The organism is Arenibacter amylolyticus (assembly GCF_002150785.1).
GTDB classification, from domain to species: Bacteria; Bacteroidota; Bacteroidia; order Flavobacteriales; family Flavobacteriaceae; genus Arenibacter; species Arenibacter amylolyticus.
Window position 1 is genome coordinate 40,246 of sequence record NZ_MTAZ01000007.1, and the last position, 20,809, is coordinate 61,054.

At 41.9% G+C, this 20,809-nt stretch carries 17 protein-coding genes and 2 tRNA genes; 12 read left to right on the forward strand and 7 right to left on the reverse strand.

The features are described 5' to 3' along the window. Window positions 1-190: 190 nt before the first annotated feature. Complete coding sequence (locus BV214_RS04355; RefSeq protein ID WP_086476267.1) at window positions 191-691, forward strand: metallophosphoesterase family protein; 501 nt, start codon at window positions 191-193, stop codon at window positions 689-691. Window positions 692-757: 66 nt separating this feature from the next. Here the strand turns inward: BV214_RS04355 and BV214_RS04360 are convergent, their stop codons facing one another. Beyond that, entirely contained in the window at window positions 758-1,168 is a 411-nt protein-coding gene (locus tag BV214_RS04360) for a DUF4293 domain-containing protein (RefSeq protein WP_086476268.1), read from the reverse strand. A 198-nt stretch (window positions 1,169-1,366) separates the two neighbouring features. Here BV214_RS04360 and rho point away from each other — a divergent pair, with 198 nt between their 5' ends. From rho to BV214_RS04375, 3 genes are all read left to right on the forward strand, one after another. Continuing rightward, entirely contained in the window at window positions 1,367-3,046 is a 1,680-nt protein-coding gene (rho, locus tag BV214_RS04365; protein WP_086476269.1) for a transcription termination factor Rho, read from the forward strand. A gap of 324 nt (window positions 3,047-3,370) precedes the next feature. Next, the gene (locus BV214_RS04370; protein WP_086476270.1) at window positions 3,371-4,048 is read left to right on the forward strand and encodes a hypothetical protein; all 678 of its coding nucleotides are present in this window, start codon (window positions 3,371-3,373) and stop codon (window positions 4,046-4,048) included. Between the two features lie 40 nt (window positions 4,049-4,088). Beyond that, window positions 4,089-4,802: a hypothetical protein gene (locus BV214_RS04375; RefSeq protein ID WP_086476271.1), complete on the forward strand. Its 714-nt coding sequence runs from the start codon at window positions 4,089-4,091 to the stop codon at window positions 4,800-4,802. Window positions 4,803-4,898: 96 nt separating this feature from the next. Here BV214_RS04375 and rpsT read toward each other — a convergent pair whose 3' ends face one another. The 4 genes from rpsT to proS form a co-directional block, all read right to left on the reverse strand. Then, on the reverse strand, window positions 4,899-5,150 hold the full coding sequence (gene rpsT / locus BV214_RS04380) for a 30S ribosomal protein S20 (RefSeq protein WP_086476272.1): 252 nt from the start codon (window positions 5,148-5,150) through the stop codon (window positions 4,899-4,901). 50 nt (window positions 5,151-5,200) lie between these two features. Continuing rightward, window positions 5,201-5,272, reverse strand: a tRNA-Glu gene (locus BV214_RS04385). Window positions 5,273-5,345: 73 nt separating this feature from the next. Further along, a tRNA-Glu gene (locus BV214_RS04390) sits at window positions 5,346-5,417 on the reverse strand. Between the two features lie 78 nt (window positions 5,418-5,495). Next, the gene (proS, locus tag BV214_RS04395; RefSeq protein ID WP_086476273.1) at window positions 5,496-6,971 is read right to left on the reverse strand and encodes a proline--tRNA ligase; all 1,476 of its coding nucleotides are present in this window, start codon (window positions 6,969-6,971) and stop codon (window positions 5,496-5,498) included. A 98-nt stretch (window positions 6,972-7,069) separates the two neighbouring features. Here proS and BV214_RS16635 point away from each other — a divergent pair, with 98 nt between their 5' ends. Both BV214_RS16635 and BV214_RS04410 read left to right on the forward strand, forming a co-directional pair. After that, a complete protein-coding gene (locus tag BV214_RS16635) occupies window positions 7,070-8,293 on the forward strand; it encodes a hypothetical protein (protein ID WP_140157714.1) in 1,224 nt (407 codons plus the stop codon). Window positions 8,294-8,342: 49 nt separating this feature from the next. Next, window positions 8,343-9,845, forward strand: a complete 1,503-nt coding sequence (locus BV214_RS04410; protein ID WP_086476276.1) for an OmpP1/FadL family transporter — start codon at window positions 8,343-8,345, stop codon at window positions 9,843-9,845. A 151-nt stretch (window positions 9,846-9,996) separates the two neighbouring features. Here the strand turns inward: BV214_RS04410 and BV214_RS04415 are convergent, their stop codons facing one another. Beyond that, window positions 9,997-11,439: a T9SS type B sorting domain-containing protein gene (locus BV214_RS04415; RefSeq protein WP_317045164.1), complete on the reverse strand. Its 1,443-nt coding sequence runs from the start codon at window positions 11,437-11,439 to the stop codon at window positions 9,997-9,999. A gap of 485 nt (window positions 11,440-11,924) precedes the next feature. Here BV214_RS04415 and folE point away from each other — a divergent pair, with 485 nt between their 5' ends. From folE to BV214_RS04445, 6 genes are all read left to right on the forward strand, one after another. Further along, entirely contained in the window at window positions 11,925-12,605 is a 681-nt protein-coding gene (gene folE, locus BV214_RS04420) for a GTP cyclohydrolase I FolE (protein ID WP_086476363.1), read from the forward strand. 15 nt (window positions 12,606-12,620) lie between these two features. Further along, entirely contained in the window at window positions 12,621-14,102 is a 1,482-nt protein-coding gene (cysS, locus tag BV214_RS04425; protein ID WP_086476277.1) for a cysteine--tRNA ligase, read from the forward strand. Between the two features lie 39 nt (window positions 14,103-14,141). After that, on the forward strand, window positions 14,142-14,363 hold the full coding sequence (gene yidD / locus BV214_RS04430) for a membrane protein insertion efficiency factor YidD (protein WP_086476278.1): 222 nt from the start codon (window positions 14,142-14,144) through the stop codon (window positions 14,361-14,363). A gap of 158 nt (window positions 14,364-14,521) precedes the next feature. Beyond that, window positions 14,522-15,487, forward strand: coding sequence for a prolipoprotein diacylglyceryl transferase (gene lgt, locus BV214_RS04435; protein WP_086476279.1), 966 nt, complete (start codon window positions 14,522-14,524; stop codon window positions 15,485-15,487). Window positions 15,488-15,563: 76 nt separating this feature from the next. Then, the gene (locus BV214_RS04440; RefSeq protein ID WP_086476280.1) at window positions 15,564-16,058 is read left to right on the forward strand and encodes a DUF192 domain-containing protein; all 495 of its coding nucleotides are present in this window, start codon (window positions 15,564-15,566) and stop codon (window positions 16,056-16,058) included. Between the two features lie 497 nt (window positions 16,059-16,555). Next, entirely contained in the window at window positions 16,556-17,788 is a 1,233-nt protein-coding gene (locus BV214_RS04445; RefSeq protein ID WP_086476281.1) for an ATP-binding cassette domain-containing protein, read from the forward strand. Window positions 17,789-17,850: 62 nt separating this feature from the next. Here the strand turns inward: BV214_RS04445 and secDF are convergent, their stop codons facing one another. Then, on the reverse strand, window positions 17,851-20,808 hold the full coding sequence (gene secDF, locus BV214_RS04450) for a protein translocase subunit SecDF (protein WP_086476282.1): 2,958 nt from the start codon (window positions 20,806-20,808) through the stop codon (window positions 17,851-17,853). Window position 20,809 lies beyond the last annotated feature (1 nt).

Below are 20,809 nucleotides of genomic sequence, written 5' to 3' on the forward strand. Positions count from 1 at the left end.
GGATGGCAAAGATACTTGTTCTGGATTAGAAAAAATAAAAAAGATTCCTTAGCGCATCCCCTTTGGACTTTATTAAAAACATTTTTTTTGGCGATGGAACCGCTAAGCAGCCCATAAACGGACTAAGGCTACTTAACATCACTGCACCTAAAAAAGGAGTTCCCCTCCTCAAAAAAAGTAAAGAAACAATATGACTAAAATATTACTACTGAGCGACACCCACAGCCATATGGACGAGCAAATATTGAAATATGTGAAACAGGCAGATGAAGTATGGCATGCCGGTGACATCGGAAGTTTAGCCGTCACGGATGCCATCAAAGAAATTAAGCCGCTCAGAGGTGTTTACGGAAATATAGATGAGCATAAGATACAATTGGAATTTCCGTTAGACAACCGATTTAAATGTGAGGGCGTAGATGTATGGATCACCCATATCGGTGGCTACCCCAACAAATACAATACGCGCATACGGGAAAAAATAAAAGAGAATCCACCTAAGATATTCATCTCAGGACATTCCCACATTCTAAAAGTTATGTGGGACAAAAAATTAAACCTACTCCATATGAATCCCGGTGCCTGCGGAACCCACGGTTTTCATCAGATGAGAACCATGCTAAGATTTGTCATTGACGGGGAAGAGATCAAAGATCTGGAGATTATAGAACTAGGGAAAAGAGGTGGATAAAAGCCCATAAAAAAACCCGGGAACAACCCCGGGTTTTAACGCACTAATACTACTAAGATGTTAGGCTTAACGTAAACGATCCACAGATTTTACAAGATCTTCATCCTTTTTAATAGCCCTGTTAGCCAGCACTAAAAAAACGATAGAAAATACAGGAATCAGCATCCCAATACCCTTCTCTGAAACCGAGGTCTCTCCGGATAAGTTTAGAGATCGATAAACGAAAAATCCTAGTAAAAAAAGATTCAATATCATGTTCAATCTGTTCATCACAAATTGATTTTTCCTATTTTTATACATCATTATGGCCACCAATGCCAAAACTGCACTCCCGTAAAAGGCAAGTGAAACGAATACTGCTTTATCCGCATATATTTCGTTCCCAGCGGCATCGGACCATAGATTCACAAAAAAGGGCAAAACTGCCCCAAGAATGATAACCACAATTAAATAAAGAGTCTGTATTCTTTGAATCATGAATTCTTATCGTCTATTAGAAAGCAAAAATAAGCGTCTTTTTAAAATTTATCCACTAAATATTGAAAATTATTTGTAATTTTGCGTTGTTATAAGTCAAATCACTTACCAACAAGGGCTTACACGCCCGGTTTATTACCCAAAACAAGTACAGTATACTTCATACTTTCGAAATACGTATAATTTATTCAAAACTTAATGTTTGAAATTTCAGAATTAAAATCAAAAAAGCTTCCTGAGCTTCAGGAAATAGCCAAAGGCTTAAATGTAGCCAAGTTTAAATCTTTAAAAAAACTGGATTTAGTCTATCAAATTTTGGACGTTCAGGCTTCCAACCCCAAAATTGTCCAGGAGAACCTAACCGCAGCCGCTGTGCAGCCCGAGAAGACGGACCCCAAGCCCAAAAGGGCCAGGGTAGTTAAAAAGGATCCACCTGCCCCTGCTGAAAAACCAGGTCCGGCACCCACCAAAGCAAAAGAGGAGGGTACCGATACTCCGGTCAAAAAACGCGTACCGGCTTCCAAATCACCCTCGGAGGACCAAAAGCAAGAGAAGAGCAGACCAGAAAGAACCCCACGCACACAAAACGCTTCGGGCCCTACAAAGAGAGATCATCAGAAGAACTCCAGTCAACAAAACACGGGGCAACCCAACAAGCAACAACACAAGAAAAGTCCACACCACCAAAAGTCAAACGCAGACAAAGGAAACAGCAACTTTGACAAGGACTTAAAAAATAAATATAAGGAACCCGAATACGAATTTGACAGTATAATTGAAAGCGAGGGTGTACTAGATATTATGCAGGATGGTTACGGATTTCTAAGGTCTTCCGATTACAATTACCTTTCTTCCCCAGATGACATCTACGTATCCCAATCGCAGATTAGGTTATTTGGATTAAAAACAGGGGATACCGTTTTAGGTAACGTTAGACCTCCAAAAGAAGGAGAGAAATATTTCCCGCTAATTAAGGTGAACAAGATTAACGGAATAGACCCACAAATAGTTAGGGACCGAGTTGCATTTGAGCACTTAACCCCGCTTTTCCCTCAGGAAAAATTTAACTTGGCAGAACGCCAAAGCACTATATCTACCCGCATAATTGACCTATTCTCCCCTATTGGAAAAGGCCAAAGAGGGATGATTGTTTCCCAGCCAAAAACTGGTAAAACGATGTTGCTTAAGGATATTGCCAATGGTATTGCCGCCAATCACCCAGAGGTATACCAAATTATCCTTCTAATTGACGAAAGACCGGAAGAAGTTACAGACATGCAGCGAAATGTACGCGGCGAGGTAGTAGCCTCTACTTTCGACAAGGAAGCTACAGAACACGTGCGCGTTGCCAATATTGTATTGGAAAAAGCAAAACGTCTTGTAGAATGTGGACACGATGTAGTAATCCTATTAGATTCTATCACCCGTCTTGCAAGAGCTTACAACACAGTACAGCCAGCCTCTGGAAAAGTATTGAGTGGAGGGGTGGATGCGAACGCACTTCACAAGCCAAAAAGATTCTTTGGAGCTGCCAGAAACATCGAAGGAGGTGGATCTTTATCCATCATAGCAACGGCACTTACCGAAACTGGATCTAAAATGGACGAGGTGATTTTTGAGGAATTTAAAGGAACCGGTAACATGGAACTTCAGTTGGATAGAAAAATCTCCAACAGAAGAATATTCCCTGCTATAGACCTCACCTCTTCCAGTACAAGGAGGGACGACCTACTGTTGGATGAAAACACCATTCAGCGTATGTGGATCATGAGAAAATACTTGGCAGATATGAATCCTGTAGAAGCTATGGAATTCATAGAACAGCGGTTTAAGCAAACCAAGAACAACGAAGAGTTCTTACTGACCATGAATCAGTAGCATTTAGCGCTAACCGTAGGATAAATTATTACTCCCGATTGACAAATTTGCCAATCGGGAGTTTTTTTTCATGCAACATGAAACACCCTTTCCTCATCCTTTTCCCAAGAATTATTCTGGACACCCTACCCCAATAATCGCACTACTCCCCTCCCTTATACCTGAAACCTACAGACATTTATAAACGGACTTCAGACACCAATTAATGATATTTTGAAGTATATTTATTTTTTAAGCGCGGTATTATCAGTAATTTAACAGGCTCCCCCCAGTCTTTATAACGAAATAACCTAATAACACCAACCAATCTAAATAACCAACCTTATGAAGTATCTAAAAAAAGTTGCAAAACCAAGCGCACTATTAACCCTACTTTTATTAGCAATTGCCTCCTGCAAACCTTCCCCAGAACCAGCCCCTACCCCTGTAAAGGCACCCGCACAGATAGTTTCCGTTGCGCAAGCAAAACAGATGTACGATGCCTATGGAGAGCGCCGCGTAGGACTCATAGAAAGATTTGAGAACGAACAAAGTCCAGAAAAAAAGTTTGACGTGGCCAGATTTGGATCTTATGACTACCAAACCATAAAGGACTACTTAAACTATATTGAACAGGAAGCAAAAAAGGCCAATGTGGAGATCTCAACTTTACGTTTTTATTTCTCCAATTATCCAGATCAGGAGACTTTTAAAGACGGCAGAAAGATTAAGCACCCTAAGCAAAACTCCTTTTTTCTAATACCCACAACAAAAGACGATAAAAAGGAGGATTATGCCTTTTATATCCAAGAGGATGACGCTGGCAACCGAACTCCCATCCTTCTAACAAACAACTTAAACCCTAAGAAAAAAGGGAATGCCACCCCAAGTCAAGAACAAGACAATGAAAAGATGGAAGCTTCCATGCTCCCCAACTTTACTAACAAAACCTTGTTTGCCAAAAACACAAGCCTCATCCTGAACGAGGCAGATATGACCCCTCCACCATATACGGAGAATTAAGACAGCTCAAGACTCGTTGCACCCTATTTCACCCCCACCAATGGAAAAGGCATTTATAGACCTAATACTGGAGAACTTATACAGACCCTTATACGGCTTAACGGTACTGGTAGCATTAATCAAATACCCAAAGTACTACAACACCCCGTTAAAGCTATTCCCGGTCATAGCCATGTACACCTTCCTTACAGAGTTACTGGGCTATATCACCAAAAATTACGAAGTATACGATATTACCATTTTCTCGGCTTTTGTAGCGCATAATGTAATTATCTACAACATCTACAATATTATCTTCTTCAGCTTCTTTTTTTATGTGTATTGGAGCTATTTGACACATCCTAAATACAAAAGAATAATCCTATACGGAAGCATAATATTCCTGGTTGTTACTATAGCCAACGTCTTTCTACAGAGTTTTATATTGGAATCCCAAATATTCAGTTATTTGGCAGGAGGGCTACTTATTCTCCTATGTACGATACTGCTATTTTTAGAACGGAAAAAGATACAAGAAAGACAAGGGTTTAGGTTTGAGGGTATAAAGTGGATCAGTATTGGACTTTTTATTTTTTATGCAGGCTACCTCCCCATTAAGGTTATTAGATATCATAATTACCTTTATAAAATAAACGAGTACATACACCTAAGGAGGATTCATCTAAGTTTAGTGTGCCTCCTATACATATGTTTTATAGTTGGTCTTTTAAAGATGAAGCGTAAATTCTGGATCCTATCCAGCAAACGAAGCTAAGGGGCTAAATAGTTATAGCGTTAACCAAGACCCAACAAAAAAACGCCCTTTCCATCAGGAAAGGGCGTTTCTTAAATACCGTTATAATAAATAGCGTTAGAGTGCAGCTACTTGCTTAGTAAGCTTACTCTTAAGGTTAGCAGCTTTGTTAGCGTGAATAATGTTACGCTTTGCCAATCTATCGATCATGCTTACTACACTTGGCAATAATTTCTCAGCAGCTTCCTTATCCTCTTCTGCACGCAATTTTCTTACTGCATTACGAGTTGTTCTGTGCTGGTACCTGTTACGTAAACGTACTGCCTCGTTTCTTCTGATTCTCTTTATTGCTGACTTATGGTTTGCCATTTCTTTTTAATTATAATTTTTTAATGGGAGCTATCCCTTTCGCTACTATGTAGTCCGTAGGGGATTCGAACCCCTGCTACCAGGATGAAAACCTGGCGTCCTAACCCCTAGACGAACGGACCATTCTAATTTTTGATTTACGGACCTTGCCGATGCACTGTCCTAATCCTAAATTAATATTTCAAAAAACCTTTGTAGTCCGTAGGGGATTCGAACCCCTGCTACCAGGATGAAAACCTGGCGTCCTAACCCCTAGACGAACGGACCAACTAATTCCTAATTGCGGATGCAAAAATACAACTATTTTTAAGGTTCGCAAGCACTAAGCAAAAAATTTTTAAAAAATTAATATGCCCGTGCAAAAAGGACTCTTTTGGCAGACGGTTTCCCGGTTACCATACATTCTCCTTCCTCGTTTTCACCCTCTATAGGAATACAACGAATGGTAGCCTTGGTCTCTTCTTTCACCAACTCCTCGGTCTCGGCAGTCCCGTCCCAATGCGCAGCAATAAATCCACCTTTAGTTTCCAATACTTCTTTAAACTCCTCATAGGAACTCACTTCAGTAATATGCTCCTCTCTATAGGTCAATGCTTTCTTAAAGATATTCTTCTGCATATCCTCTAATAGAAACTCAATCTTACTTACAATGGCATCGGCAGAAACGGTTTCCTTTTCCAAGGTGTCCCTTCTAGCCACCTCAAAGGTATTGTTATCCATATCGCGTTGTCCTATGGCCAAACGCACTGGAACTCCTTTTAGCTCATACTCATTAAACTTGAATCCTGGCTTTTGGGTATCCCTATTATCATATTTTACTGAAATCCCTTTGGAACGTAATTCCTTCACCAAGGGAGCCACCCTGTCAGAAATGGCATCCAACTGCTCCTCTCCTTTATAGATAGGAACAATTACTACTTGTATAGGGGCCAACTTTGGTGGCAACACCAAACCATTATCATCACTATGAGTCATGATCAAAGCACCCATCAACCTAGTGGAAACACCCCAAGAGGTAGCCCATACATATTCTTGCTTTCCTTCCTTATTTGCAAACTTTACATCGAAGGCTTTGGCAAAATTTTGACCCAAAAAGTGCGATGTCCCCGCTTGCAAGGCTTTTCCATCCTGCATTAAGGCTTCTATACAATAGGTATCCAATGCTCCGGCAAAACGTTCACTGGCAGTTTTGGTACCTTTTATCACAGGCACTCCCATATATTCCTCTGCAAACTCTGCATACACATTCATCATCTGTACTGCTTCTGCCACCGCTTCTTTCTCGGTAGCGTGTGCAGTGTGCCCTTCTTGCCATAAGAACTCTGCCGTTCTAAGAAAGAGACGGGTTCTCATTTCCCAACGCACCACATTGGCCCATTGGTTAATTAAAAGAGGTAAATCTCGATAAGACTGTATCCATCGCCTATAAGTATCCCATATAATAGTTTCGGAAGTTGGCCTAACTATTAGCTCCTCTTCCAATTTAGCTTCGGGGTCTACAATTATTCCACTACCATCCTCGGCATTTTTTAGTCTATAATGTGTAACCACGGCACACTCCTTGGCAAATCCTTCTACGTGACTGGCTTCTTTGCTTAGGTACGACTTTGGGATAAACAAAGGAAAGTAGGCATTCTCATGTCCGGTTTCCTTGAACATTTTATCTAATTGGGCCTGCATTTTTTCCCATATAGCATAACCATATGGCTTAATGACCATACACCCTCTAACCCCTGAGTTTTCAGCTAAATCTGCCTTCACCACCAGCTCGTTATACCATTTGGAATAGTCCTCTGCTCTTTTCGTTAATTTTTTACCCATGCTAGTAAGTTTGGCACAAAACTTGTGACTTATGTTAATATAGAATAGTTCCGCAAAACTAACTATTTTTACAAAGTCGAACAATTAAATTTTTAACGATGATACACTCCCTACTTCATAGCAAAATACACATACGGATCCCCCTTTTCCTTTTGGGTTTGCTGGTGGTTTCCTGTGGCTCTTATCAATCAGCCTCCTATTATGACAATGATGGCATCTATGCCAGCAGAACACAAAGCGAGGAACAGCCTAGACAGCACAGGCAGGCTAACAATCAACGCCTTGAGACAAAACAAAATAACTACGGGGAATATTTTGGACAAAAAGCTGATGAATTTGGGGAGATTCTAGACAGCGAAATTTTCACCGATATAGATGGATATTACGGCGATATGGAAGGCGATGGCCAGTATGCTCAGGCTGATATAAATGCCTATGGCGCCAATAATGACTACAGAGGTTACGCCGCTTGGGGAGACAATCCTACCAACGTGAGCATTAATATCTATGACAATTGGGGATATAACGACTTCTACTATGGCTGGGGAAGCCCCTGGTTTTATCGCGGTTTCTACAGAGGCTACCACAACCCATGGCGTTGGGGCTTTTACGGTAGCTACGGATATTCTTATAGTCCCTATTATTGGGGATGGGGCGGTTACGGCTATTCTTACGGATGGGGCTACCCTTACAGATCCTACTACTACCCTTACTACAGACCTTATTATAACCACTATTACAGACCGGGTTACTACAACTACAATAGAAACTATGCGTACAATGCTAGTAGACGAGGCGTTTACAGATCTAACACCCTGAACAGAAGCAATTCTTTACGCAGCAGGTCTAACGTAAGCACTAACAACAACTCCACCCGATATAGGAGTAATGGAACGCGCAGCAATGTTTCCAGACAGTCTTCTACTAATAACAACAGTCGTTATAGAAGCAGCACCAATACTAGAACTAGGGTTGGAGTGGATGCCTTGGACAGAAACAGATCTTATAGAACCAGCAGAAGCACTAGGGCGGTGCCCAATTATAACAGCAGAACTCGTAGCACCCAAACCTACAAAGGCAGTGCGCCCAGCAATAGTACCTACAGAAGCAGTCGTAGCACAAGCGCTCCTAGGACTTCTACGTACCGAAGCACCAGAAGCACTAGCAGACCTAGCAGTAGTACTATTAGAAGCTCGGGAAGCAACCAACGATCTTCCAGCGGTACTATTAGAAGCAGCAGTCCACCTAGATCTTCCTCAGGAAGCGTACGGAGCAGTAGCTCCTCTAGCAGATCATCTGGCAGTAGATCTAGAGGCAACTAAAACCCTGCTATAGGCTATATTTCAAAATAGACATCCAAAATTTATTAAGATGAGAAGACTCAACACTTTCTTTCTACTATTGGCATGCGCATACGCAAGTGCCCAAAACATTAACGACGTGGTGCGCTACAGCACCGAATCGCTTCAGGGAACTGCACGCTACCAAGCAATGAGCGGTGCTTTTGGGGCACTTGGCGGGGACTTATCGGCCCTAAATGCCAATCCGGCTGGATCTGCAGTATTTAACCACGGCCTATTTACCATTACCGGATCTAAAAACCGTCAGCAGAACGATGCAACCTACTTCTCATCCTTTAACGCCACCACCATCAACGCTTTTGATCTAAACCAATTAGGCGGAGTGTTTGTTTTTAAAAGCAGGAACGATAATTGGAAAAAGGTATCCCTGGCATTTAATTACGATATGGCGAGGAGTTTTGACAATGAAACTTATATCACCGGAAATAGCGATCAAGGGATAGACAACTACTTCTTGAATTTTGCTGGGGGAGTCCCTTTTGGCGACCTGTTGCTACAGGACAACGAGTTTCTGGAAGAAGCCTATTTAGACATAGGAGCTAGCTATGGCTACGCAGAACAACAGGCTTTTCTAGGATATTTCGGGGGGATCATAGACCCCATGGATGAGTCGGACAACAACAATACCAGCTATATTTCCAATGCGAGATACAGCACTGTAAATCAACGCTATTTTGAAAGTACCACGGGGCATAATGGCAAGTTCACTGCCAATTTAGCGGGGCAATATGGCGACAACCTTTATCTGGGTGCTTCTTTAAATTTTCACAATGTATTATTTGAAAAGCTCAGCCAGCTTACCGAAAACGGATTTGATTCGGATTCGGAAATAAAAAACACCTCTTTCGACAATCTCCTAAGAACCCAAGGAAATGGATTTTCCTTTAGCTTGGGGGCCATAGGAAAAGTAGGAGACAACCTTAGGGTTGGAGGTAGTTATCAATCCCCTACCTGGTACAACCTCTCGGACGAGACTTCCCAAAAGATAAATTCAGACTTAGCAGATGACGATATTTCCTTTATCAACTTTAATGTTGTGAACGTATTTGAGAAATATACCATACAAACCCCAGCAAAATTAACGGGAAGTTTGGCTGTTATCTTTGGTCAGCAGGGACTCATTAGCTTAGATTATAGCTACCAAGACATGTCCAAAGCCAAGATAAAACCTACTGCAGACCCCAGTTTTTCATTAGAGAACAATATAATTGCCAAGGAACTAGGCGGGGTATCTACCCTTAGACTTGGTGGTGAATACCGACTAGCCGCTTTAAGCCTACGTGCTGGGTATCGGTACGAACAGAGTCCGTATGCCGATGGCAATACCGTGGGCGACCTAAACGGTTATTCTGCGGGAATAGGGTATAACTTTGGCGGAAGTAGGCTGGACTTTTCTTTTAGCGAAGCCACACAGGATTACCGTAAATCCTTGTATGAAACAGGCATGCCAACCCCGGTCAATATCACCAACAAGAATTCGGTCTTCAGCTTAGGGTACACCCTTAACTTCTAAAAATAAATATGACACCTATAGAAATATAAAGACGGGAAATATCCCGTCTTTCTTTGTTTTAATAGTCAAGTTCCACCCGTACAACCCTAATCGCCTTCCTTCCCATTCTACGATTCATTATTAGGGCCATGATGCCTTATATGGGCCACCATCACCTTTTTAGGGTAAAATGGGAACGAACCATTTTTGCCACCAGCATTCCACCTTCGTCTTGGGAATACTCCATTTTAAACCAATAATCCGAAGAAGGCATAGGCCTGCCATTAAAGGTACCATCCCAGCCCGCAGAGTTCACATCTAACTGCTTAAGGAGCTTCCCATACCGATCGAAAATAAATACTACGGGATTGGCTAATGTTGCAATACCGTACACCTGCCAATAGTCGTGGATACCATCTCCATTGGGTGTAAAAAATTTGGGATAGCCTACTACCAGAAAGGGAATTGGCGCGGTGGTGCCACACCCATTTTTATCGTTAATAACAACCGTATTCTCTCCTGGGGGCACATTGGTAAAAACAGGACTGTCCCGAAAGTCCGACCCGTTTAGGGCGTATTCAAAATTCCCATCTGGATTACCCACCACTATTTCCACTTTATTATTGTCGGATACATCTTCTAGCACCAGCACCTCTTGCAACACGGGATCCCCAAAATAGGTAATTTGAATAGTATCCCTTGCCTGCTGAGCAAATACATTGGTCACCTCTACCATATAGCTGCCGGAGTTAGGACTTTGCACCACCAATTCCGCGCCAGAGGGTCCGCTTCCCGTTAAGGTAGCATCCACTACCCCATCACCCTCATAATCTACCGTCCACACCACACTGGCAAGATTAGGACCTACGGGAGAGTTCATAGCAGATAGGGTAATATCAGGATCCCCTTCACAGGCAACGATATCCAAGCCCAAAAACTGATCCCTAAGGGTACAATCCAACGCATTATCCTGATCTGCATCAACGGTACTACCTGTAAATGTCAGCACAAAGGATTCTGCTTCCTCATCAAAATTAGTATTCCAGTTATTGATTAAGATATAGTAAATTTCCCCTTCCTTCACTTCTAGCCATTCATCATAAGTGTTCCTACTTTGCTTTACAAAAGGCGCACCTTCCTGGCCACTTTCAGGGTTAATCCCCACACCGGTAAATCGGGTTTCATTGGTCTCAAAATTACACCGTATTGGCTCTATGTTCCCCGCTCCTATTTCCAAGCAATTGACATCCGGACCATAAACGGCAAAATCCCATTCTGCAGTAATCACATCCGGTCCCCCTGGCACTGGTAGGGCTTCGATATCAAAACCTAGCTGTCCGTCCGCTCCGGTCCTAAACACATACCAAGACGTATTGTACTCGATATTGGAGGATACATTACTCCCTTTTTCCAGGCAACCAGATTGCCGCACTTCATCGGGATCAAAATCGTCAATACCATGGCCATCGGCCGTTCCGTTTATGGGCGCATCGGCACAAACGGGAATAGCACTTCTACAATCCGGTGAGTTTTGCGCAAACACCGCACCCGTAAACAACAGTAACACCCCCAGGGAATAGCTTATTATCCGCATATTGTATAATCTCCCTATCATTTACAGGAGTTAATACTATAACTCTTTACAAAGGGATTTAGTATAAGTTAAGAATAGGAATTAGCTGTAAATCAACAACATTTAAACCGCATACAATACCACTTGCAACGCCAATTCCTATACAAAACGAGCACAAAACCACTTTATTCTTTGTAGCCTAAAACCATCTTGATTATTCCTTTAAATCCCATAAATCCCAATGAGTAGCGGAGTCTAAAGAATTATTTCTATAAGCATCAGCCTAAAGACACAACTCCCTTTCTAGGCCAATAACTATAGTGAAAAACAAGACGATAACCATGTACCAACTTGGACACAGGGTAAAAGGGACCTTAGCGGTCATTTTAATTATCGACCCAAAACTCCAGAAAAACAAAAGCGCCCCTCCTCATTCGTTAACACTAATTTATAGTGTGTTACTAGTGAAATATACTATTAAGTGCCATATTATGCATATCTTTGCACCCTTAAAAAGCCATATTTTAATGAAAATAGATAACGCATTGGAAAAGCACCTTGAAGACATGGGAGACGATCACGTTTCTGCGGCCGAAGACACTCCCCTACGTAAAGATGCCTTTGTTCTTAGCGACGAGGAAAAGATCACACGCATTAGAGAAAATGTAAATGAGATTATGCTTACCTTGGGCTTAGACCTAGAGGACGATAGCCTAAAGGGAACCCCCAACAGGGTAGCCAAAATGTTTGTAACCGAAATATTTGGCGGATTGGATCCCAAGCGCAAGCCTAATCCTTCTACTTTTGACAATAAATATAAGTACGGGGAGATGTTAGTAGAGAAAAACATTACCCTATACTCTACCTGTGAGCACCATTTACTTCCCATCGTAGGAAAGGCACATATTGCGTATATTTCCAACGGAAGTGTAATAGGGCTATCCAAAATGAACCGAATTGTGGATTATTACGCCAAGCGTCCCCAGGTACAGGAGCGCTTAAACATCCAAGTAGTAAGAGAGCTTCAGAGGGCATTAGGAACCGAGGATGTTGCCTGCGTTATGGATGCCAAACATTTATGTGTAAATTCCAGAGGAATTCGCGATATTGAGAGCAGCACTATTACTGCTGAGTATGGCGGCCGATTCCAAGAAGAAGCAGTGCGAAGCGAATTTCTTAGCTACATTAATATAGAAACCAAATTTTAATCCTCCTGTTTACAAATGCAGTTGTACCAAACCCAAGAATTAAAAATATACAATTCCCTTTCGGGCAAAAAAGAAGTTTTTAAACCTTTAAATGAAGGTCATATAGGCATGTATGTCTGTGGCCCCACGGTGTACAGCAACGTACACTTGGGCAACTGCCGCACCTTTATGTCTTTCGATATGATTTTCAGGTACTTTAAACATCTTGGGTACAAAGTGCGTTATGTGAGGAATATTACCGATGCCGGTCACCTAGAGGATGATGCAGAGGACGGAGAGGACAAGATTGCCAAGAAGGCACGCCTAGAGCAATTGGAACCTATGGAGGTAGTACAACGCTACACCTTGGACTTCCACAATATATTGAACAAGTTCAACTTTCTGCCCCCCAGTATAGAACCTACGGCAACCGGCCATATCGTAGAACAAATTGAAATTGTAAAGGCCATTTTAGACAAAGGACTTGCCTATGTCGTTAATGGATCGGTCTATTTTGATGTTGCAAAATTTAGCGAGACCAATGATTACGGGAAGCTTAGCGGTAGAAAATTGGAAGATATGATCGCCAATACCAGAGAGCTTACCGCCCAGGACGAGAAAAAAAGTCCCCAGGATTTTGCCTTATGGAAAAAAGCGGAACCCCAGCATATTATGCGATGGCCTTCCCCATGGGGAGATGGCTTTCCGGGATGGCACTTAGAGTGTACCGCTATGAGTACCAAATACCTAGGGGAAACCTTTGATATTCACGGTGGAGGCATGGATCTTAAATTCCCGCATCACGAATGCGAAATTGCTCAAGCCGAAGCCTGGAATAATCAGACGCCGGTAAATTATTGGATGCATGCCAATATGCTTACCCTTAACGGGAGAAAGATGGCAAAGTCTACCGGCAACAATATTCTGCCGAACGAAATTTTCTCTGGCGAAAATCCGTTTTTAAGCAAAGCTTACTCCCCATCCGTGGTACGCTTTTTTATGATGCAAGCGCACTACACCAGTATTCTGGATCTTAGTGACGAGGCACTCTTAGCTTCCGAAAGAGGATACCAGCGATTAATGGATAGTATTGCGAGCTTAGAGCAACTACCCACGGGAGACAGCAGCGACTTTAATGTGGCAGCATGGGTGCAGAAGGGGTACGATGCCATGAACGATGATTTTAACACCCCAATCCTTATTGCCAATCTCTTTGAGGCCGTTAAACACATCAACCTAATAAAGGAAGGGAAAGAAACCATCTCTGCAGCGGACAAGAAAATACTTTCCCAGGCCATGCAGAATTTTGTTTTCGATATCCTAGGCTTGGAAAACCAGAACAGCACCCAATCCAATTCGGACAAACTATCCAATGTAGTAGGTCTTTTAATTGAAATGCGGAACGAAGCACGAGCCAATAAGGATTTTGCCACTTCCGATAAGATTCGGGATCAATTGGCCGAAATGGGCATCCAACTAAAAGATGGGAAAGACGGAACTACCTTTACCCTTTCATAAAAAATAAAGATTATACTCACCAAGAACACTTAGGCACAGATGAAAAAAATATTGATCGCCCCCTTTGTGTTCTTGGTTAGAGTTTACCAGACCCTTATTTCCCCCCTTACCCCGGCCTCTTGCCGTTATTCTCCCACCTGCTCCCAATACACTTTGGAAGCCTTAAAAAAACACGGCTTGTTCAAGGGAGGGTGGCTCGCCATAAAAAGAATATTTAGCTGCAACCCTTGGGGCGGAAGCGGGTACGACCCTGTTCCTTAGCTACTTTAAACTACCCAGAACCCATCTTGCATGCGGTAGTATTTGCCGGTACTTTTCTCACTAAGGACTAGCTTTACCTGCCTGCATTTAATTACTATTTATCCAGAGGCGATACTTCCTACTATTTACTTATCTTAGTCCCTTAAATTAGTTTGCGAATGTATTTTTTAGGATTCACCTGGAACCCCGCCGACACCTTAATCAATATAGGGGTATTACAAATAAAATATTATAACCTCCTCTGGATAATCGCCTTTGCATTGGGCTGGTATATAATGAAGAGAATCTATGTTAAGGAGAAAAAATCCATAGAGCAATTAGATTCCCTTTTCATATACACCGTTTTAGCGACCATGTTAGGTGCTCGTTTGGGACATGTCTTTTTCTACGATTGGCCCTATTACAAGAATCATTTGGCCGAAATTTTACTTCCCATCAGGGAGACGGAAGGGAGCGCCCTTTTTGGCATTATCAACGGTTATGAATTTACTGGCTTTTCCGGTTTGGCAAGTCACGGTGCAGCCATCGGGATAATTATAGGTATGTATCTATACACCCGGAAATATCCGGAGTTTAAAATGCTCTGGATTTTAGACCGCATCGTCATTCCCGTATCCATCGGTGCCTTTTGCGTTCGATTGGGGAATTTTTTCAACTCTGAGATCAATGGAAAAATAGTGGACAAATCCTTTCTATTTGCTACACGATTCCTAAGAGATCCAGACGACCTGCATCCTGCCAACGCTTTGGCAATTACCAAGGAAAAAACAGTGAACGCCGCCTATAAACTTATAGAAAAAGACCCTAGATTTGCCGAATACCTAGAGGCAGTACCCTATAGGCATCCAGCGCAACTCTACGAAGGGATATGCTATATTTTTGTATTCGCCATCCTTTACTACCTCTACTGGAAAACAGACAAGAAGAACAAATCTGGTTTCTTATTTGGCCTCTTCCTAGTATTGCTATGGACGGTTAGATTCTTTGTAGAATTCGTTAAAAAGAGTCAAGGCGGATTCGAAGAAAGCTTGGGACTTTTATCTACGGGTCAGTGGCTGAGCATACCTTTTATCCTAATCGGGTTTTATTTTATGTTCAGGCCAACAGCTGCCAAGGTAAAATAAGGGGGATACTATCAGACAACATCAACATATTCAATAAAGATAATAACATCCTAAAGGATAAATAAGCACTGTACAAATGAAGCAGCACAGCGTATATTTAGTGGCAATCCTTGCCATTTTCACACTATTGGTATCTTGCAAGGAAAAAGAAAAAGCCATTATTAAAACCACTAAAATCGAATTTAAGAAGGAAGGCAGTTTAGAAATAATTCAGCAGGAAACCGATTCCGTATTGGTGACCTTGGACATAGAAATTGCCGAAAGTGAATATGAGACCGCCACCGGCCTTATGTACAGAGAGTCGATGGAAGCAAACCAAGCCATGCTCTTTGTTTTTGAGGATGTGGCCATGCGCTCGTTCTATATGAAGAACACCGCTATCCCTTTAGACATTCTCTACATAGATGAAGACCTAAAGATTGTTAGTTTTCAAAAGAATGCCAGACCTTTTGACGAAACAGGCCTAAGCTCGCAATTTCCAGCCAAATATGTGCTGGAAATCAATGCTGGCAAGTCAGATGAATGGGGATTGAAAGTAGGAGACCACATAAAGTACCATAAAATACCCTAGGATAAAAACTACAATGTTATTAAAATGCCGTGGAAACCCCACGGCATTTCCATTTATATACACTAGTAGCAGTATTTTAAACACCACTGCTCCCAAAAACTTCAAGAGAGCAAAAGCTTTCTTCCCAACCATTTTATTTAATTAAATAGCATCTCTACCGATTCCTAAGCAAATAGAGCCTTCTAGAAACAGGGAAGACGTCACCCCTCAGCATTCGCCACCCTAACCAATAAGAGGCTTTGGCAGCCGCCTAGCACTACATATAAGTGTAACCTAAGGCAGTAAGCACTGCTGCGCTTAGAACTGGCCAAAAATGAGTTTACCGAGATTAAACCCATCCACCTAGTCAATAACAGCCTACGCTACTACACATATCCAAGGGAAAAACCCAGGACTGCATAAAACAGCAAATGCATTGCAAGCAGTGGGATTTGTTAATATCTTGGTCCTTCCGAATATTACAACAACAAAACACCAATTATATAAAGGCTATCTAAATGAAATCACCAAAACATTGGGCCATTTTCACCAACAACAATTCTAAGAAAGACCCCTTTATTCAGCAATTGATGAAAGGGAAATTTCCCGAACCACTCAGCACCCTCTCCGAGAGGGAAGGTGCGCTATTCTCCAAAATAAGCCTAGAGAAACTTATCCAGGAAGAGGACCGGCACGATATAAAAATAATAAACAAGGACACGGAGCAACGCCTTAGCACTATGTCTAGCGGGGAGCAGAAAAAAACACTCCTAAAATACCTATTGCAATTAGATCCCGGATTTTTAATTTTAGACAATCCCTTCGATAATCTGGATGCAGAGTCACAACAAGCGCTTAGAGCGCGTCTTCAAGAAGTAAGCAAGACCACCTCCATAATCCAATTACTAAGCAGGAAAGGAGACCTACTTCCCTTCTGTGAGCAACACCTCACCCTAGACGTATCAACCTTACAACCCTTAGAAAACACCGCAATAGAAAATCAGCCAAAAGCCCTTTTTAACGGACAGATACCACTCCCGTTTCAGTCCAACCCCTACCAAGACCCCATTTTAGTGGAATGCAAAAATATTTCGGTAACCTATGGGGAAAAGGAGGTGTTAAACAATATTAACTGGACCATAAAGCAGGGGGAGTTTTGGCAATTAAAAGGCGCTAACGGCAGCGGTAAATCTACCCTACTCTCTATGATCACAGGAGACAACCATAAGGGATACAATCAGGAGCTTTATCTCTTTGGAAAGCGGAAAGGAAGTGGGGAAAGCGTTTGGGACATCAAAAAAAACATTGGGTACTACACCCCTTCCATGACAGATAACTTCTCTGGCCTGCATACCGCCTTCAATATGGTTATATCGGGATTAAACGATTCTATTGGCCTTTACCTTAGGTCTACCGAAAACCAAAAAGCATTGGCAAAAGAATGGTTATTACTACTGGATATGTGGCACCTAAGAGACGTACTCTTTGCCGACCTAACAAGAGGCCAACAACGAATGATCATGACGGCTAGAGCCATGATAAAACACCCTCCTTTACTAATCTTGGACGAGCCCACTGCGGGATTGGATGATGAAAGCGCCTCCCTTTTTATAGCATTGGTAAATAAGATTGCAGCGGAGACCCATACGGCGATCGTATTTGTATCCCATAGAACCGAACCCGGCCTACAACCTCAATACGACTACCAACTTTATCCGGGCCCCCATGGGTCTACTGGGGAAAAACTATAGCAACAAAAAAGGCCGCTGAATCAGCGGCCTTTTTACTAAATAACAATAATTAATCAAAATTCTTATTCTTCCTTCTTGTCTTTTCTAGTCAAAGAATCGTACATCACAGGAGTTGCAATGAACAAGGAGGAGTAAGTACCTACTAAAATACCAACGATCATAGCAAACATAAACCCTCTTAACGATTCCCCTCCGAAGATGAAAATGGCCAATAATACCACCAGGGTGGTCATAGAGGTGTTAATGGTTCTACTCAACGTACTGTTTAGTGCCTGGTTGGTATTTTCTCCAGCTTTCCATCCCTTTTCAGCTACAATTTCCCTCACGCGGTCAAACACCACCACGGTATCGTTCAAGGAATAACCAATCACCGTAAGGATAGCCGCAATAAATGCCTGATCTATCTCCATGTTAAATGGCATTAACGTTCCAAATATGGAGAAGACACCTAGTACCACCAACACATCGTGCGCTACAGCAGCAACTGCACCAAGGGAGAACTGCCACTTGCGGAACCTGAACAGGATATAAAGGAAGACTACCGCCAAGGATCCTAGGATCGCCAAAAGTGCATTCTTCTTAATATCATCTGCAATGGTAGGACCTACTTTTACAGACTGTAATATTCCCAAGGACTTATCACCACTTCCAATAATGAAGCTATCAAAATCGGTACCGTCTGGAAGATACTTTTGAAGAGAGGTATATAATTTATTCTGAATCTCGTTATCTACTTCAATTCCTTCTACATCTACCTTATAAGCGGTAGTAATCTTAATCTGATTCGCTTCTCCAAAGGTCTTCACATTGGTTCCACTACCAAATACATCATTCAATTCGGAAGAAATCTCAGAAGGATTCACAGCCTTTTCAAATCGGACCGTATACGATCTACCCCCTACAAAATCTACTCCCTGCTGCAACCCTTGAGTAAACAAGGAGAATAAAGCAATGGCAATTAAGACTGCAGAGAACACATAAGAGATTTTTCTTTTGGATAGGAAATCGATATTGATGTTCCTAAAAAGATTTTTGGTAATTGCTGTAGAGAAATCCAAATCCCTTCCTTTACCTTCCGAGTACCAATCTATCAGTAACCTTGTAATAAAGATGGCGGTAAATAAAGAGGTAACAATACCGATAAGTAAGGTAGTTGCAAAACCTTTAATAGGTCCAGAACCAAAAATAAACAGTATCAATGCCGTAAGACCGGTGGTAATGTTTGCATCCAAGATAGAGGAAAGCGCGTTTCCAAATCCATCTGCAATTGCCTGGCCACGACCTTTTCCTTTTGCAAGCTCTTCTTTAATTCTTTCAAAGATAAGTACGTTAGCATCCACGGACATACCTATGGTAAGCACAATACCTGCAATTCCAGGAAGTGTCAGTACTGCATTTAAGCTAACCAGTACCCCAAAGATCAACAAGATGTTGAACAACAAAGCAATATCGGCAAAGATACCGGCTTTCCCGTAGTAGAATATCATCCATATCAATACGATAGCCATCGCAATCATAAAGGAAGAGAAACCACTATTAATAGCCTCTTGTCCCAATGACGGACCTACGATTTCCGATTGAATAATCTCTGCGGAGGCAGGTAATTTACCCGCTCTAAGTACGTTGGCAATATCTTGGGTCTCGTTAATGGTAAAGTTCCCGGTAATTTCGGAACGACCTCCAGAAATAGGACCTGAAGAAACTCCAGGAGCAGTGTACACCTTGTTATCTAGAACAATGGCAATACCTGTTTGGTTGTTGAAGGCATCTCCGGTTAATTTTTCCCATTCCTTAGCACCTCTAGTATTCATAGACATGGATACTGCAGGCTTATTAAATTGGTCAAATACTGCTGCAGCGTCGGTAACTACGTCCCCGCTAATTCTTGGCGTATTATCTCTGTTAGATTTTAAAGCATACAATCCAACTACTTCAGCTCCTTCACTAGGACGCTCCCATAGGAACTTCACAAATTGCATATCTGCAGGAATCAACTTGCGGATTTCCTTCATTCTAAGGTACTCACCAATAGTGGCGGTATCTTTAATAGCAGCGCTTACAAATGCATTCCCATTAGGATTTGCAGGCAACAATAAGCTGAATAGCGGATTTGCAGCAGGAGAAAAATCTTCGGTATCTTGATTAATATCAGATAACAAAGAATCTAGTTCAGATTCTGGCTTAGCAGTTGCTTCTGGCTGATCTACGTTTACCAAAGATTTTAAACGCTCATTGGCAGCCTGTAGGAAGTTACCAAGACTAGGATTGCTAGGCTTATAGGTTTCCCAGAATTCCAATTGGGCGGTACTGGACAAAAGATCCTGAGATCTTGCAATGTCTCTAGCCCCTGGCAATTCTACCAAAATACGACCAGAATTCCCTTCCCTTTGGATGTTAGGCTGAGTAACTCCAAAACCATCGATACGCTCTCTCAATACTTCAAAAGCAGAAACGATAGACTCGTCTATTTTGGTTCTGATGATTGGCTTTACCTGATCATCGGTCATCTGGAAGTTAATAGCATCGCTCAAGGTCTTATTGGCAAAAATATCTGGAGAAGCCAATTTGGTATCCCCTTTTATTTTATCAAAAGCATTGAAGAAAAGCTCTAGGTAAGGAGCATTACTACTTTTAGATGCCACATCGGCATCGGCCAAAGCCTTGTTAAAAACAGGGTTCTTGGAGTTATTGGCAAGGCCTTTCAAAATATCCTTCACGGAAATTTGAAGGGTAACGTTAATCCCGCCCTTTAAATCCAGACCTTTGTTTAATTCTTTTTTCTTGGCATCATTATAGCTGGTATAACCCAGGATGGAATTATTCCCTATTGAGTCCAAATACTGTGCCTCTAGCTCTTCCCTCTTCTCAAGATAATCCTCTTCGGACTCCGAAACGCGATTGGTAGCAAAGACAGTTGCATCCTTTTCTACTTTATTGGTAATAAAAGTGTAGGATAGTTGGTAAATACTAACTAGCCCAAACAAAAAAGCGAAAAGCTTTATAAGTCCTTTATTCTGCATT